Origin of the sequence: Neobacillus cucumis, assembly GCF_016908975.1 — a bacterium.
In the GTDB taxonomy this organism is placed as follows: domain Bacteria; phylum Bacillota; class Bacilli; order Bacillales; family Cytobacillaceae; genus Neobacillus; species Neobacillus cucumis.
Map to the genome: position 1 here is coordinate 200124 of NZ_JAFBEX010000006.1, position 16078 is coordinate 216201.

Annotated in this window: 16 protein-coding genes; 8 read left to right on the forward strand and 8 right to left on the reverse strand. The window is 40.5% G+C overall.

Annotated elements, in window-relative coordinates; translation table 11 throughout:
- Window positions 1-29: 29 nt before the first annotated feature.
- On the reverse strand, window positions 30-686 hold the full coding sequence (locus JOC76_RS09830; RefSeq protein ID WP_205177426.1) for an AraC family transcriptional regulator: 657 nt from the start codon (window positions 684-686) through the stop codon (window positions 30-32).
- Between the two features lie 89 nt (window positions 687-775).
- On the opposite strand from JOC76_RS09830, the gene JOC76_RS09835 reads away from it, so the two are divergent.
- Complete coding sequence (locus tag JOC76_RS09835; RefSeq protein WP_205177427.1) at window positions 776-1627, forward strand: dimethylarginine dimethylaminohydrolase family protein; 852 nt, start codon at window positions 776-778, stop codon at window positions 1625-1627.
- 62 nt (window positions 1628-1689) lie between these two features.
- Here JOC76_RS09835 and JOC76_RS09840 read toward each other — a convergent pair whose 3' ends face one another.
- The 3 genes from JOC76_RS09840 to JOC76_RS09850 form a co-directional block, all read right to left on the reverse strand.
- Entirely contained in the window at window positions 1690-2877 is a 1188-nt protein-coding gene (locus JOC76_RS09840; protein ID WP_205177428.1) for an AraC family transcriptional regulator, read from the reverse strand.
- A gap of 81 nt (window positions 2878-2958) precedes the next feature.
- A complete protein-coding gene (gene hutH, locus JOC76_RS09845) occupies window positions 2959-4518 on the reverse strand; it encodes a histidine ammonia-lyase (protein ID WP_239557654.1) in 1560 nt (519 codons plus the stop codon).
- A gap of 47 nt (window positions 4519-4565) precedes the next feature.
- Entirely contained in the window at window positions 4566-5939 is a 1374-nt protein-coding gene (locus JOC76_RS09850) for an MFS transporter (RefSeq protein ID WP_205177429.1), read from the reverse strand.
- Between the two features lie 478 nt (window positions 5940-6417).
- Between JOC76_RS09850 and JOC76_RS09855 the strand changes: the two genes are divergently transcribed.
- The 5 genes from JOC76_RS09855 (at window position 6418) to JOC76_RS09875 (ending at window position 11142) form a co-directional block, all read left to right on the forward strand.
- Window positions 6418-7902 carry an aldehyde dehydrogenase family protein gene (locus JOC76_RS09855; protein ID WP_205177430.1) on the forward strand — a complete coding sequence of 495 codons (1485 nt, stop codon included), beginning with the start codon at window positions 6418-6420 and terminating at the stop codon, window positions 7900-7902.
- A 295-nt stretch (window positions 7903-8197) separates the two neighbouring features.
- A complete protein-coding gene (locus tag JOC76_RS09860) occupies window positions 8198-8530 on the forward strand; it encodes a KGG domain-containing protein (protein WP_205177431.1) in 333 nt (110 codons plus the stop codon).
- Between the two features lie 169 nt (window positions 8531-8699).
- On the forward strand, window positions 8700-9803 hold the full coding sequence (locus JOC76_RS09865) for a hypothetical protein (protein WP_205177432.1): 1104 nt from the start codon (window positions 8700-8702) through the stop codon (window positions 9801-9803).
- Window positions 9804-10496, forward strand: a complete 693-nt coding sequence (locus JOC76_RS09870; protein ID WP_205177433.1) for a hypothetical protein — start codon at window positions 9804-9806, stop codon at window positions 10494-10496.
- Between the two features lie 130 nt (window positions 10497-10626).
- Window positions 10627-11142: a type 1 glutamine amidotransferase domain-containing protein gene (locus JOC76_RS09875; protein WP_205177533.1), complete on the forward strand. Its 516-nt coding sequence runs from the start codon at window positions 10627-10629 to the stop codon at window positions 11140-11142.
- 121 nt (window positions 11143-11263) lie between these two features.
- Here the strand turns inward: JOC76_RS09875 and JOC76_RS09880 are convergent, their stop codons facing one another.
- On the reverse strand, window positions 11264-11509 hold the full coding sequence (locus JOC76_RS09880; RefSeq protein ID WP_205177434.1) for a hypothetical protein: 246 nt from the start codon (window positions 11507-11509) through the stop codon (window positions 11264-11266).
- 347 nt (window positions 11510-11856) lie between these two features.
- Here JOC76_RS09880 and JOC76_RS09885 point away from each other — a divergent pair, with 347 nt between their 5' ends.
- The gene (locus JOC76_RS09885) at window positions 11857-12876 is read left to right on the forward strand and encodes a sensor domain-containing diguanylate cyclase (RefSeq protein WP_205177435.1); all 1020 of its coding nucleotides are present in this window, start codon (window positions 11857-11859) and stop codon (window positions 12874-12876) included.
- Here JOC76_RS09885 and JOC76_RS09890 read toward each other — a convergent pair.
- Together JOC76_RS09890 and JOC76_RS09895 are read right to left on the reverse strand one after the other, a co-directional pair.
- A complete protein-coding gene (locus JOC76_RS09890) occupies window positions 12855-13670 on the reverse strand; it encodes a class I SAM-dependent methyltransferase (RefSeq protein WP_205177436.1) in 816 nt (271 codons plus the stop codon). The genes JOC76_RS09885 and JOC76_RS09890 overlap by 22 nt on opposite strands.
- Window positions 13670-14101: a MarR family winged helix-turn-helix transcriptional regulator gene (locus JOC76_RS09895; protein ID WP_205177437.1), complete on the reverse strand. Its 432-nt coding sequence runs from the start codon at window positions 14099-14101 to the stop codon at window positions 13670-13672. Before JOC76_RS09895 ends, JOC76_RS09890 begins: the two co-directional genes overlap by 1 nt.
- A gap of 378 nt (window positions 14102-14479) precedes the next feature.
- On the opposite strand from JOC76_RS09895, the gene JOC76_RS09900 reads away from it, so the two are divergent.
- Window positions 14480-14701 (forward strand): spore germination protein, encoded by a 222-nt coding sequence (locus JOC76_RS09900; protein WP_378575099.1) that lies wholly within the window; start codon window positions 14480-14482, stop codon window positions 14699-14701.
- Between the two features lie 214 nt (window positions 14702-14915).
- Here the strand turns inward: JOC76_RS09900 and JOC76_RS09905 are convergent, their stop codons facing one another.
- A complete protein-coding gene (locus JOC76_RS09905) occupies window positions 14916-16076 on the reverse strand; it encodes a 3D domain-containing protein (RefSeq protein ID WP_205177439.1) in 1161 nt (386 codons plus the stop codon).
- Between the last annotated feature and the right edge of the window lie 2 nt (window positions 16077-16078).

The window sequence follows — 16078 nt, forward strand, 5'->3', positions numbered from 1 at the left end:
TTTTTCTTCTTGCCAGCCCACTGTGAATATTACCGGTGTTCCAATCGGGTTGCTTGGATGATTTCGAAATATTGGGTATCCCCTAAGCCATATTCTCTAAATTTCGTTATCAGAGCAACTACCAGATCTTCTGCTGGAACTTGTCGATGCTCACGGATATACCTAATTAGCTCACTATCCTCATGAAGGTACTTCAAATAGAGCTCGATCCCCTTCTTTAAAATGTCAGGTTGAATCTCCTCTTCAGGCATAGTTTTTTCCATCAACACTTGGTTGTAAATAGCCAAATACCCTTCCGCAACTACGGTAAAACAGCTCACAGGTTCAAACCGTTCCCCGACAATATGAATATCAACCACCTCTTTATAATTGGCAGAGTCTAGCCAAGCAAGAAGAGTGAGGAGATTAATTTGGCAAAACATATCCTCATCAAACCATAATGCGATCTTAGTAAATTCTTTATTAAAGAGAGGCTCTAATGGCTTCAGTGTGTGCTCGGTATATTGTTCTGCCGTCACATGATGAACCTTCGCCCGAATTTCGACAAACTCACGGGAAAATAAATCCTTACAAGTGCTGCCATAAGACATCGCCTCGTTAAAAGGTGCCATCCACCCTCCTTTCAGAAAATCAGTGCCCTTGTAATAATCATACATCGCTTGTCCATTTAGGATATTTAGAACCATGTGACAACTCTCCTCCGTTCAAGACTCGTTTACTTCATCCCTTAATAGGGAATATTATAATTTAGATTTCGTTTGTGGAGGAGGACCAAATGCAAAATCAACTAAAAAGCTTATGCTTTAGTGAATACGACACCTTAAAAAAAGTCGTTTTATGCTCGCCTACCTTTATGACCATTCGCGAAGCCATTAATGAAACACAAAAACAATTTTTAAAAGAAAACATCGATACCGAACTGGCTAAAAAACAGCATCAGCAGCTTGTTCGAACTCTAGAGGAAAACGGTGTAGAAGTGCTTTTACTGAAGCCCTCCGAGCAGTTTCCTGAACAAGTTTTCACTCGTGATATTGGCTTTACGCTTGGAAACCAGGTATTTGTGGCCCGTATGGCCCATGATGTTCGGAAAGGTGAAGAACAGCCGTTAATTGATTTGCTCGAACGGGAACAAATCACGTATACCAACCTTTTGGAGGACAAAATTGAAGGCGGCGATGTTTTAATCGACCGGAACACCATTTATATTGGTGTGAGTAACCGGACCAATGCAACAGCGATTGACCATTTGCAAAGCTTATTGCCCAATTTTGAAGTCATGACCATACCGTTTACCGATACATATCTCCATTTGGATTGTGTTTTTAATGTTCTTTCTGAAAATGAGGCGTTAATTTTTCCAGGGGAAATTGATGAGGAAAAATTAAAGATACTCTCTTCCCGATACGAATTAATAAAGGTATCCGCCGAAGAACAAGCCACCTTGGGAACCAATGTGCTTTCGATTGGCAACAAGCGCGTGTTAAGTCTGCCGATTAACAAGGAGGTTAACCAAAAGCTGCGGGATCGCGGTTTTGAGGTAATTGAGGTGGATATTACGGAAATTATTAAATCTGGTGGTGCTTTCCGCTGCTGTACAATGCCGATTTTAAGAGAGGACCCTCGCTAATTTCCATTTTCAAAAAACTTCCTACGGTATCCGAGGAAGTTTTTTTTATATTGAGTAGGCATCTAAATCATCCTCTTTAACCGCCGATATTCCGTTGGGCTGGAATTCAAATACTTTTTAAATAATCGGCTAAAGTAATTGGAATCTTGGAAGCCCACTTGAATAGCAATTTCCTGTACAGAAAAGTCCGTCTTTTCTAAATAAAATAAGGATTTATCAATTCTAAGCTTATTAAAAAAATCCATGACACTCGTTCCAACTTCATTTTTAAAAAGATGGCTAAAATGATATCTGCTTAAGTGACAATAATGGGCGATATCTTCTAAAGAAACAACTTTTTGATGATTCTCTTTCATATAACGAATCGCCTTCTTCATTATGGGTGAAACATCATGAATATATGTTTCTTCTACCTGTTCGGTTAACCATTTGGCATATGTACAAACTTTCATGACAAATTTGTCATATCGAATCGTATGATATAGATCTTGAATTACATTTGCCGTATTCGTCAAAATCGAGATCGGACTTACTCCAGCTTCTAAAACAATTCTGGACATCATCATAAGCAAGTCAATTACCTCGGATTTAAAAACATCCTCATTATAGTCATAAATCTCAGCAACCCTATTCATGATTCCTTTGATTTGGGTCACAGCCCCTTCTGTGTGCCCAATTCTAACTAAGGAAAATAGTTCTGACTTTTCTTTCGTTAAAGGAATCTTTAAGGATTCAACCATGTTTTTTCTCATATCTGTGTGAAAAATTAATTTATTCCCTTGAAAAAACCTTCCGGACATTGATTTTTTTGCCTCTTCAAATGAACAAATTAGGTCAGTAGGATCATCATAAAATTTCCCGATACCAATCGATACATGTATGCCAACTTGATCGGAGACCGTTTGAATCTCTTCTGCAAGTAAAAGGACTTCTTTTTTTCTTTCTTGTGTATTTACTTCATGGAAATCCAGTAAAAGAGCAAGAACTCCCTCTTCCGTCCATGCCCATAAAAATGGAATAGGTAAGATGGTATCTAATTCTTCGACAAGCTTTCGTCCAATCTTCATTTTCCATTCAATCGGTTTTCCCTCAGCTAAATCTGGATAGCGATCCATCGAAACTAAAACGACTACATTGGGCTGAATATTCACGCCGTACTTTTCTTGCAACACTTCAAAAGGTGCGACGTGTACAAAAGTTCCGGAAAGCAATAGCTGTGAAAAAGATATTTTTGTTAGTTCTTCAACCATATTCTAAGCCCCCAAATAGAATAGAAGCTATTCTACTCTAAGGAAGAAGAGTAAAAAAAGCTTCCATTTTTCTAGATATTCTTACCAATCTAGTTTTCCAATTATCAATTCGACAGCGTTCAGGATTTCTCCTTCACGAATAAGGTTGGTAATAAATTGTATATCGGGATAGAAATATCGATCTTCTTCTACAGTTGGAACTTCACTCCTGATTAGCTCATAAACCTTTTGGCTGACGGGTGAAGGTTTCAGAGGTTGATGAAAATCCAAGGCTTGAACAGCTGCCATTAGCTCAAGTCCTAACATATACTCCAGCTTTTTCGTTATTTGATAGGCCTTTTTTGCTGCAAAATAGGCAAAACTGACAACATCCTCTTGATTTGCACAGGTTGGTGTATTATCAATTGTCGCGGGATGAGCAAGAACCCTTATTTCATTAAGCAGTCCTGCTGCAGTATACTGTGGAATCATGTAACCGCTATTTAAGCCTGGTTTTGCCACGAGAAAATTCGGAAGTTCACTTATATGATAGTTAACGAGCCGGTCTAGCCTTCTCTCTGAAACCTTTGCGAGATTGGCCATTGCAATGGCCATCGTATCCGAATAGATCCCGACGAATGTTCCATCAAAATTTCCTCCCATAAGGGCATCTCCCTGATCCTCTGTCGTAATCAATGGATTGTCACTTGATGAGTTTATCTCATTCCATATGGTAAATGCCGCATCTTTTAAAACCTTTTTAACGGCCCCATGGGCTTGAGGAATACATCTTAGGCTAAGAGCATCCTGTAATCTGTAATCCTGATATTTTTCAGCAATCTCACTCCCTTTAAGCATATTTACAATGTTTCGGGCCGTGCCAGCTTGCTCTTCATGTCTCTTAACCGCATGGATTCGTGGATCAAAAGCTTTTATGGTTCCCTTTAACGCTTCTAAAGACATGGCACCTGCAATATCCGCTGTTTTGGCCGCCTGAATACTGTTATAGAGAGCTAATGAAGCGAAAGCTGTGACCGATGTCGTTCCACTTATAAGTGCTAATCCTTCCTTACAGCCCAATGAAACAGGCTGTAAACCAGCTTTTTCTAACGCATCACTCCCTGGAATAAACTCTCCATTGTACCATGCTTTACCTTCCCCCATTAACACTAAGGCCATATGGGCTTCCGGAGATAAATATCCAACTGATCCTTCTCCAGGGGCAAAAGGAACAATTTGGTGATTGAGCAGCGACCTTAAAAGTTCTAAAGTCGCTAATTTTACACCAGAGAAACCATGACCTAAATGAACTAGAATCATGATTTGGATGGCTCTTACCACTTCTTTTTCCAAAGGAGAACCAACAGATACAGCATGAGACCGAATAATATTTTTTTGAAGGGTCTCTGCCTCTTCTGAGGAGATACTTTTTGTTACGTTACTACCAAATCCCGTTGTGACCCCGTAAATGGTCCGCTCTTCATCCAAAAACTTTTCAATGACCGAACGCGAAAGATTTACCCGGTCACGGTAATCTTGTGAAAATAAAACCTCTGCATCGTATCTAGAAACAGCTATGATTTCATTTATGGAAATTTCTCCATCACCCAATGTAACTTTTTTTATGTCCTTTGGGTGGATAGTTGATATGGTAGTAATCATTTTCCTTACTGACTCCCTTCGTGTTGCGATATGTCCAAGAAATGATGTTATCTTCCTATTTCTACACTCTTTCCCTCTCCATTTATGATCATATCAACATCTAGATTTGGATCACTCGCTTCATTCAAGCCAAGTGCTTTCGTTTCTGGTGCCCATACAATCGAGACAACCGTACCGATGAATAAGATAACGGACATGGAGATCATCGATGTTGTCATCCCAAAGGAACTGACACTAATCGGTAATAGGAATGTTCCAATTGCTGAACCGATACGGCTTATCGCGGTAACCACTCCAACGCCTGTACCGCGAATTTCCGTTGGGAATAATTCTGCTGGATAGACAATGGTAAGATTGGAAGCTGCCGCCATGACAAAGGTGAAGATGGCAAAAACCATGATAGCAAAAGCATGCGATCCTGCTGGTATAAGACTTAGAATAAATAGGGAAATGGTCAGAATGATAAAGGTATAAATGGTAAAACCGCGGCGTGAGAGCTTCTCTGTACACCATAAACCAGCAATCGAACCGACAAGAAGGAATAGATTTAGTAGCATATCAACCGTAAAGGTTTCTTCAAATCCCAATTTTTCTAAAATGGTTGGAAGGAACGTATAAATGGCAAAGTAAGGGACTACCTGACATAAATAAAATAGACCACCAAAAGCAGTGCGCTTCCAAAGATGTTTGTTGAAAAGATCCTTGAATCCATACTTAGTGGCGGCATCTTGTGAAGTAGTTTCCTCCATTACAGCATAAGGTCCAATATATTTTCTCACGATTTCTCTTGCCTCTTCTTGTCGGCCCATTTTGACAAGCCATCTTGGTGATTCAGGAGTTCCAATACGCATGACTAAAACAATGACAGCAGGAACCACTGCACTAACAAGCATCCAGCGCCAAGAATCGGGGCCCATCTTTCCAAGATAATATCCTACAACATTGGAAAGAACGTAACCAACTGTCCATAAAACATTTAATGATGATAATAGAATACCTCTGTACTTTCTCGGCGCAAATTCCGCAAGTAAAGTAGAACCTACTGCATAATCCCCACCAAGAGCAATACCGATTAATATCCGCAGTATAAAAAGCGTTACTGGGTCATTTATAAAAAATTGCAAAGCAGATGCTACTGTAATAATGACAAAATTGGATAAGAATATTTTCTGTCTACCAATTTTATCAGAAAGTCCGCCAAGCAAAAGGCTTCCAAAAAATAATCCAATTAAGGCCGAACTTCCAATTAATCCATTCCACAAAGGACTAAGATGCATTTGCGGACTAAGGAGGCTAAGAGCCATCCCAATAATCCCAAGAGCATATCCATCAGAAAAATTGGATCCAAAGGTCAGTGCTGTAATCTTTATATGAAACTTATTTAGCGGAGCGTCATCTATCCTATAGGTTTTTTCGTTCACGGAAGTTCCCCTCTCTAACTTTTAAATTATCAAACATTCATTTCCGAATAAAGTAGTTAATCTCTCCTCTCATAGTCATTAAAGCGTTTTCAATTCATTAAAAATCAAGTAATTAATTAGTCAATTACTGTGATAAAGTGATTATATCTATCTTTAAATCATTTGACTCTAGAGGATATTTCGAAACATTAGCACATTATTGCTATTTTTATTAATCTTTTCCCCTGCCCCAATCATAACCACTTATCTGCTTAAATTCATCCGATTTTTTTAAAATGAAAAATATCTCCGTGCTGCCCGCTTAACCATTTTCATCAAATTTCCTCGGAAATTGTAAGGAAATCACAAATTCACTCGTTTATTGTCAGAATATTTCTATGGTAAATTATTGAATTTACTATAATCATAGTGTTAACATTTAATAGGTAACCGCTATCAAGAGTAAATACATAGACTATTACTTTTATGGAGGGATTTTATGAGTCAATTAACCACAGTTTTAAAAGAAAAGGTAGAGAAGTTTTTAACAGGAAAGAAGAAACTATTTATCAATGGTGAATTCGTTGAAAGCAAATCCCAGAAAACCTTCGATTCATATAATCCAGCTACTGGTGAAGTTTTAGCATGTGTGTATGAAGCCGGTCCAGAAGATATTGATTTGGCTGTAAGAGCTGCTCGGAAGGCCTTTGATGAGGGCCCATGGTCGAAAATGAGCGCCTCTAATCGCAGCCGGCTAATGTACAAGCTCGCTGATTTAATGGAACAGAACGCTGAGGAACTAGCTCAGCTCGAGACACTAGATAATGGTAAACCAATCCGCGAAACCACTAATGCCGATATTCCGCTCGCGGTCGAGCATATGCGCTATTATGCCGGCTGGTCGACAAAAATCGTCGGACAAACCATCCCTGTTAATGGGCCATTCTTCAACTTTACACGCCATGAGGCGGTAGGAGTAGTCGGTCAAATTATCCCTTGGAACTTCCCTCTTCTCATGGCGATGTGGAAGCTTGGGGCTGCGCTGGCAACTGGATGTACAGTCGTATTAAAACCGGCTGAACAAACTCCATTATCCGCCCTCTATTTAGCAGAATTAATTCAAGAAGCCGGCTTCCCGGCAGGTGTTGTCAACATCGTTCCTGGATATGGCGAAACAGCTGGCCAGCCGCTTGTGGATCATCCGTTAGTGGATAAAATTGCTTTTACCGGCTCGACCGAAGTGGGCAAGATGATCATGGCTCATGCCTCCAAGACATTGAAGCGCGTGACCCTTGAGCTTGGCGGAAAGTCGCCAAACATCATCCTTCCAGACGCCGATTTATCAAAAGCGATTCCAGGTGCACTGAACGGGGTTATGTTCAACCAAGGACAGGTTTGCTGTGCCGGTTCCCGTGTGTTTATTCAGAAAAAGCAGTTTGATAATGTCGTAGCAGACATGGCTTCCCATGCTGAAAAAATCAAACAAGGCGCCGGAATTCATGCCGATACCGAGATTGGACCGCTGGTATCCGATGAGCAGCAAAAACGGGTACTCGGCTATATTGAAAAAGGACTTAACGAGGGCGCACAGCTTGTGACTGGTGGCATCAAGCCTCAGGAACAAGGCTATTTTGTCTCCCCTACTATTTTTGCCAATGTCCGCGATGAAATGACCATTGCCAAAGAAGAAATTTTTGGACCGGTTATTTCAGCCATGCCATATGATGATTTGGATGAATTAATTAATCGTGCGAACCAGAGTGAATATGGGCTGGCTGCTGGTGTGTGGACACGCGATGTCGCAAAAGCTCACTATATTTCCAGCAAGCTCCGTGCCGGAACGGTTTGGGTCAACTGCTACAATGCCTTTGACGCCGCTTCTCCATTTGGCGGGTATAAACAATCTGGTATCGGCCGTGAAATGGGCTCCTATGCGCTTAATAACTATACAGAAGTAAAGAGTGTTTGGATTTCGATGCAATAATTAAGAAAAGCGTAAGGCGCCCGTCTATCGGCGACAAGCACAAGACGAGCCGGCCGAAAGGTTGTTCTTTAACCTTTTGGACGGATTGGCTTGTGACCTCGAGCCGATGGCGCCTGAAGCTGGACAATTCTCGAAGTCAAAATTTATACATTCTTGTCTTTTGAAGAGAGAGGGCTGAATCTGTTTTTCCAGATTCGGCCCTTTTTCTATTAACACTGGTTTAGTTCTCAGAAGCACGGGTATATAAGGAGTGTAAGTCAAATAGCATTCCAAATTTTATAGGAGGGATTTTATTATGGCAAACAATAACGAAAACAGAGGCAGTATGACAGTGGAAGAAGCCGGTCGCAAAGGCGGCGAAGCTACTTCTAAAACTCATGACAAAGAATTTTACCAGGAAATTGGTCGCAAAGGCGGAGAAGCCACTTCAGAAAGCCACGATAAAGAATTTTACCAAGAGATCGGGCGTAAAGGCGGCGAAGCCACTTCAGAAAGCCACGACAAAGAATTCTATCAGGAAATCGGACGCAAAGGCGGCGAAGCCACCTCTGAAAACCACGACAAAGAATTTTACCAGGAAATCGGTGAAAAAGGCGGCAAGGCTCGGTCCGAACAACGAGATGATTAAAGTTTGTCTTTAAAGGGAGGAGAGATTTCTTCTCCCTTTCTTCATATAACCCCCCTCCCCTTCCCCACTTATATCCCGATATCATCTTTTAATCATTCTTTAATACTTTTTTCTGAGAAATTTACCCATAAAAATGGTAGAATAAATTTCATAGATTGAAATGCGGGAGTTGGACTTAATCATGTATCCTCCATTAATTGATTTTCATCACAAACGTTTTAAATGGGTTTTAAGGGCGCAAGAAGATTTCCTCAACCACTTTAATCCCTTTCAACATGAAGGACTTACCGACTCAATTAATGACCTTTTACAAATTTTGCAAACAGAGCTTGAAAATCCGAATGACCTCACCTCAGACCGCCTCATGACATTTTTTCAAGAAGTGGAAAAGGAAACGAACATAAAGCTTAAAAACTATGAAAAACAAATTGAACCATACGAACTGCTAATCGCAAAACAATCAACCATCATTGATCATAAAAAAGAAGAAGCCCAAATCCAAGAGGACGGATTTATAATCGAAATTGAGGACTATGACCGATTCCTCAACCCGATTGAGCTTAAAAATGCACATCCTGACCACATTTGGGAACTAGTCAATGATACCATTGAGCATACTCCCCATGAACGTAAAGCGAGCACCATCAATGACGATGTGTCTCGCTTGCAGACAGCGGTTGAACGAGACTTAGGGACTTCCATCAAAATCATCCAACAGGAAGCTCATTTTTTTAAAATAGAGCTGGCTACTCCCTTGGAGCTTCCCTTCGTCTCTCCGATTCCACCCATTGAGCAGAAAATTGATGCTTTCTGGTTTAAGAACACCTATGAAAAGGCTCTGTCCAAAATGCGCTTCCTGGCACATGATTGGGTGATGGAGACGTATCAGAACTATAATCGTTTATTAATGGCGATTACAGAAGAAGTATCCGCGCAAAAAGAGCAAGCTGTCAAAGAGGCACAGGCTACAAAGCTTGAGTACAGACAAAAAATCAACCATTTGGAAAATCAATTAGCTACATACCAAAAGGAAGAAGCGGAGCTGAAGGCCCGCTATCTGAAAGCATGCCAATCGTGGAATCAATTTCGTGAGCAGGCCTCTCAATTACAAGGCTATTTAATCAAGCATTGGTTGGAGTATAAGGAAGAGTTACAGAAGCAATTTCTATATGGAGATGCGCAAGGCCGCTATCTTGCGGCACAATATTTACAGCTTTTGCGGCAAGACGGCGAGAAGATGATCCAATCTTTACCCAGAGGAGGCGATGAATAGATGGTGCAAACGAATCTCCCGACAACAAGTGACTATGAAAATGCGGTTAATGAATTGAAGCAGCTGAACGAAGATATTTTTTACGGTGATTTTAAAGAAAAAATGAACTCTTTAGAAGGCAGAAACAAGGAGCTGTTGGAAAAAGCCGTTACAACCGTGGACACCGTTTCGAACGATATTGCGGCTTTCACTCGCGAGCTAACGGTTTCAGCCGAAAACAACCGGAAGTTTTTAGAGCAAAACGAAGAGTTTTTCGTCCTCACAAAAGATGATTTAGCGAAAACACAAGAAAAAGTAGCTGGCCATGTAACTGCACTATTGCAAATGGATTCCCGATTGCAGGAGCTGCAAACCTCCTACAAAGAAATGTTCCATAAACATTCCGAGTCTATCAATAGCATTCTGGTAGTGCGTGAAGAAGCATTAATCAACAAAGTTACCTATCAACTCGAGTGCTTAACGCAAAAACAGCTAGAAGAGTTTAATTCCCAAAAGTTGGAAATTGAACAATTGCGAGATCAAATCGAGTCAAGGATCAAACATACTAACGATTCACTCCATGCTCTCTCCGACCAGATGACAAACAAGCAAGATCTGGCCAAAATGGAGAAGAGAAGTGCGCTTAAAATGAACCTATTATTGGGCGTGGTGGTAGTGGAAGCTATTTTAATTGGTCTTAAATTTTTTATATAAAAGCAAGGGGCTGTCCAACAACATGGGGACAGCCCTCTTTTAATGGGATTTGTTAATATCCTCCCCTCCTTCGCTGAGCAAGTTTCAATTTCTCCATTAGGGGTACGTTAATAAGGAGGAGTTGATTTTTATGAGTAAAAAAATTGCTGTGTTAGTAACAGATCATTTCGAGGATTCCGAATATAGTGAGCCGGTGCAGGCCTTTAAGGAACAAGGCCACGAGATTACCGCAATCGAAATGAAGAAAGGCAAGACGGTTAAGGGCAAACAGGGAAACAGTGAAGTGGTTATCGACCAAAGCATTGATGAAGTCTCTCCTGAGGACTTTGATGCCCTGTTTATTCCTGGCGGATTTTCACCAGATATTCTCCGGGCAGACGACCGTTTTGTCCAATTTGCCAAAGCCTTTATGGATGCTAAAAAGCCTGTATTAGCCATTTGCCACGGACCTCAGCTGCTGATTACTGCTGAAACACTCGAAGGTCGTGATGTAACGGGTTATAAATCCATTCATGTCGATTTAAAAAATGCCGGTGGCAACTTACATGACAAAGAAGTTGTCGTCTGCCAGAATCAACTGGTCACCAGCAGGCAACCGGATGATATCCCGTCCTTTGTTCAAGAATCTTTGCGAATATTAGGGTGAGAACAAGGCAGAAGGAACATCCTTCTGCCTTAGTTAATGATTATAAAAGACTCTTTGTGATCTAGCTCAATGAGGGTCATCCGATTTTTACCCCTCGGCATCATTTGGTGAATAAATGGAATCACCCAGCGGTCAAGGGTATAACGCTATTAAAGATATGAACATTCGGTAATGCTACCTGTTTAAAAAAATCTACATACCAACCATAGGCAACGGCTCCAACCGACCCTTTTGCCGGATTGGCAACAGCTTCTCTTAAGAACACGGAAACGTCGAATCCCCCTCCTGTTAACCTATTCCAGCCAGCCGAACCTGGATATATTAGAAGAACTGTTAATATTCCAGCTGCAATTATGTTGTTTCTCACCAATTGACTACCTTGTTGCAACCTCCCTTAGGAAAAATCCGTTTATGTACGGTCTTACCATAACAAATTCGTTTTTTCCTGGGGTATGTTTCATCATAATGTAACAAGCTCTAAAAATGCTTAATAAATTTTTATTATTTAAATCATTTGTTTCGAGCTGCACTCATATCTTTTTTGTCCTACTAATATCTATTTTGGTAATCACCATATTTCACCTCTACGATGTGAGGAAGTTTGATTATTATTGTGTTGTCCTTGCTTTTGTTTACCTTTTTTATCAAAAAAAGATTATAATTTACAATGCAGATGATTTTTTAAACAATTTAACTTTGATATAGGTGAGGCCTGTGACTAAGCATTTTGATCTATTATCTTCACAAGGGAATGATGGATATCAGCAATTGATTGAATTTTTTCCGGAAGCAATCATTATACATATTGAAGGCATCATTGTTTATTCCAATATAGCAGCACAAAAAATCCTAGGAGCCACTTCAAGCGACCAGTTAGCCGGAAAACCCATCCTTGAGATGGTTCACCCTGAGGATCGGGAAAAAGTAATGTCCGCGATGATGGGTGCCCTACAAACCCCTTATGATGCCGGGATTGGGGAAGTTGACACATCTAACAGATATATCGAGGAACGGCTGTTCAGAGTGGACGGCAGCATTGTCGAAGTGGAAGCAACGGGCATAGCGATTGTCTATGAAGGCAAGCCTGCTATTTTAACAATCGGAAAAGAAATTACTCATCCCCAAAAATACGAAAACTTACTTAACGACCTTGCTTATATGGATTCTTTAACGGGATTATATAACCGCCGCTGGTATATGGATGTTTTTAGAGAACAATTAGATTCCAGGGAGTTCGCCGTTCTTTTTATTGATTTAGATGGTTTTAAGCAGATCAATGATACTTTTGGTCACTTGGTTGGCGATGTTTTTTTGAAAAAGGTCGCTGAAGGGTTCAAATTGGCTGTAGGAGCCCATGGTGAAGTCGCTAGATTTGCAGGAGATGAGTTCATTGTCGTACTTCACTCGTATCGAGATAGGGGCAATTTGGTACAGATCATTGAGGACATTCTTGATCAGGTAGAGGATTGTAGAGAGCTTGATATATCAGTCACCGCTAGTATTGGGATTTCTCTATATCCGAGAGATGGAGAGAATGCTGAGACTTTATTGATGCAAGCGGATAAAGCGATGTATGTGGCGAAATGTAATGGGAAGAATCGATTTTGTTTTTTGATGATGTGGGTTGATAGAGGTCTATGGGAGGTGTGGGAATTTGGACAGATGCTGTTCGATTTTCCTCCCTCTGTCCGAAATACGAACCCCCCACTCCCCTATTCCAAAAAACGCAAATGAACAAACTTCAACATCTTGATTAAATCTACAAGCCGCACCATTAGCCGCGTCCCGCTCTCCCAATCCTTACTAACCGGAATTCCTTTGAAATAAGCTTCCGACGAAACCACCTTAATGTTGGGAGACCACTTTTCAAGTATCTTGGGATTATTGACATAGAAATACATTCTAGCGCCCTTATTCCCTGTTTTTTCAACAGTCTTGTTCGAAATCTTCACAGCAAATTTGGATTCCGCATCAAAAAACAACTCACCGCCTGGAAAACGGGCAGCCATATTGCCGAACATTTCCCTAAGCTCACTTTCCTTAAAGTAGTAGAAAACCCCGGCAGATATAAAAAGGATGCCATCCTCCTTGTTAAAAATCACATCCTCAAACCACGACATATCGAAAAAAGATTTAGCAATGCTGACATTCCTTGATGAGTCCGCAATCAGTGTCTGGCGGAATGCGATCGCATCGGGTAAATCAAGGTTATACCAGTGAATCGTGCCATTATCCACCCTTGAAAAAGTAGTATCTAGCCCCGCCCCGATATTTACTATCGTAGCCCGGGGATGTTTGTTCAAAAAAGAACGAATCCTATCATCTATTTTTCGCGCCCGCACTATATAGCTGATTCCGCCATATTCCCCAAACGTCTTCGCTATCTCTGTAAAATCAAAGTCACATCCCGAAATTATCTCAATGGCTTCTTGATCATACAAGATTTCCGGGTTCTTCTCACTGGCAGTCGCCCGTCCCCAAAGTGGGATTAGCATGGTCGCCTGAACAGATTGTAAATCAATCGTCATTATCGCTCCTCCATCTTTTTCAGCAGGACATTCACCTTATGCAGCGCGTATTCCAGATCCAGTTGCTCTTCACGGTCTAATTTGGACAAATCATCCATGAAATTCTGATAGATTTGGGACCATTTTTCTTGCTGAGTGATATTTCCTTCCTCTGTTAGAGCAATAACAAATGACCTTTTGTCACTCGGATTTTGTTTTTTCGTAATAAGCCCCTGGTCAAATAATCGTTTAAGCAAGTCTGTCATTTGCTGCTTCGGAACATTCAAGCCTTCGCTTATTTGTTTGATCGTTAAGGGATGCTGATACATAAATAGGTATTCTAGAATTTGATTCTGTAAATGGGTTAAATGACTAGCCTTTTGATTTAAGCGTTGAAAGCTTTTAAACAAATTAGGAATTAATTCGAGATATTCTTTACTCAATTGCTGCACATTTGTCGCCCCCCATATAGTAAATGATTATATATCAAATAGGCAAATAATCAATTATATAATGCAATTTTAGTAAAAATTAATTTACCATTTTTTAAATTTTTCTCAATTTAAAAAGGATGTTCACACATCCTTTCGAAATTTTTTATATAAGCTTAATGATTTGTTCATAGTTTGTTCATCTATAGGAGGTAAGATAAGTACATGAAATTGATTTACCTCTTTTTCATGAATGACCCCCTTTTATAATATATTGTTTGGTCCAGCTGCCCGTTGCAGCTGGATATTTTTTTTGGACAGACATCGATGCTTGTATAGGTATTTGGACAATCATTGTCCTCACGATGCCGTATGATGGCATTAGGACGGTGATAAAAAATGAGCTCCTTCATCAATGTCACTAATTTTAGCGTGGACAATGTTTCAAATAACGCCAACATTAATTTTGGACCAAGTCTTCAAAATAGCCATACGGCCAACTCTATCAACATTGGCACCAATATTAATATTGGTGATAACGGCACGATCATCTCTAAAATCATCAATAAAGGTATTCAAGCCAAAATGCCTCAGGATAGTAGCAGCGACGAAAACCAATAGTGCCTGTCACCATTTCCCTCTATTCACGGTGGCGACACTTCAAACAGTGACAGGCACCATTTTTCCTATCATTACAGCGCGAATAGCCGCAACGGTGACAGGCACCAAAAAAAGAGACCTAACATTTTTTTGTCAGGTCTCTTATAATTTAATTTTTTGTTAAGCTTTTTATAGTAATCTAGTTATAATCTAGAATCCTAGCTTAGACGAATGTTTAATTTAGAATGATAACTTTTACGGTTTTCCTACCCCAAGCAAGTGCTTGTGCTGTTGTTGGCATTAAAATATCGATTCTGTTGCCCTTTATGGCACCGCCTGTGTCACCAGCAATCGCATTGCCATAGCCTTCTACCCAGACTCTACTTCCAAGTGGAATAACTCTTGGGTCTACCGCGATTACCTTCATATTTGGATTCGCTCGAACATTTAGGCCCGTTGTTGTACGTCCGGAGCAGCCACTACAATTGGGAGTATACGCAGATGCCGACACATATATTTCTTTACCTTGCGCAACACCTTGTGAACCTCCGTTACCTTTTAAGGCTGAGTTATTTTTTACTGGAGCTGGCGCCGCCACTGGTGCAGGCTGAGCTGCCGCACGTGCCTTGGCTTCGGCCTGCTCCTGTTGAATAGCTGCTTGAAGGTTCTTCATTTGACCTTCGATTCCAGCCTTCTCCTGTTGAGCCAATGCCACCTGCTGAGAAATTTGTGTATATTGTTGTTGCATAGCAGTTAATGTTTGTTGTCTTTTTTGCATATTTTGATTAAGTGCAGCCTGTTGGTCTGCAAGCGCTTTCTGATCCTCTTCTAGGATGCTCTCTTGACGGTCAATTTCTGCTTTATCTTTTTCAATCTTTTTCAGATCCTCTTGCTGTGCTGTTAAAATATCTTTGTCTGCATCAATTAATTCTGAAGCGGCACTCGCACGCTGGATAAAATCTGAAAGACTATCAGATTCAAAGAATATATTAATAATTAAATTAACGTTACTGTTTTGCTGCATCGCAACGGCCCGCTTTTTCATGACATCTTCCCGAGCCAGCATTTTATCCTCAACCGCAACAATCTCTTCTTTTTTCTTCTCAATCAGTTGATTCGTTGCATCGATTTTTTCCTGTGCCTTTGCCATTGCCTCTTGATTTTTGGCAATATCATTGGAAATGGATGTTAATTCAGTTTGGATATTTTGAATGTCATTATTTACCGCTTGTTGTTCTTGTACCTTTTGCTCTACGATTTGTTGCTTCTGCTCCAGTTGGGCTTGGGCATTATGTAGTGCTTCTGTATTTGTTTGTGCATATGTAACCATTGAACCTGATACACATAACATAGTTGTAAGTAAACCGAGAATTATACGCTTTCCTGTTGTGGGCATAA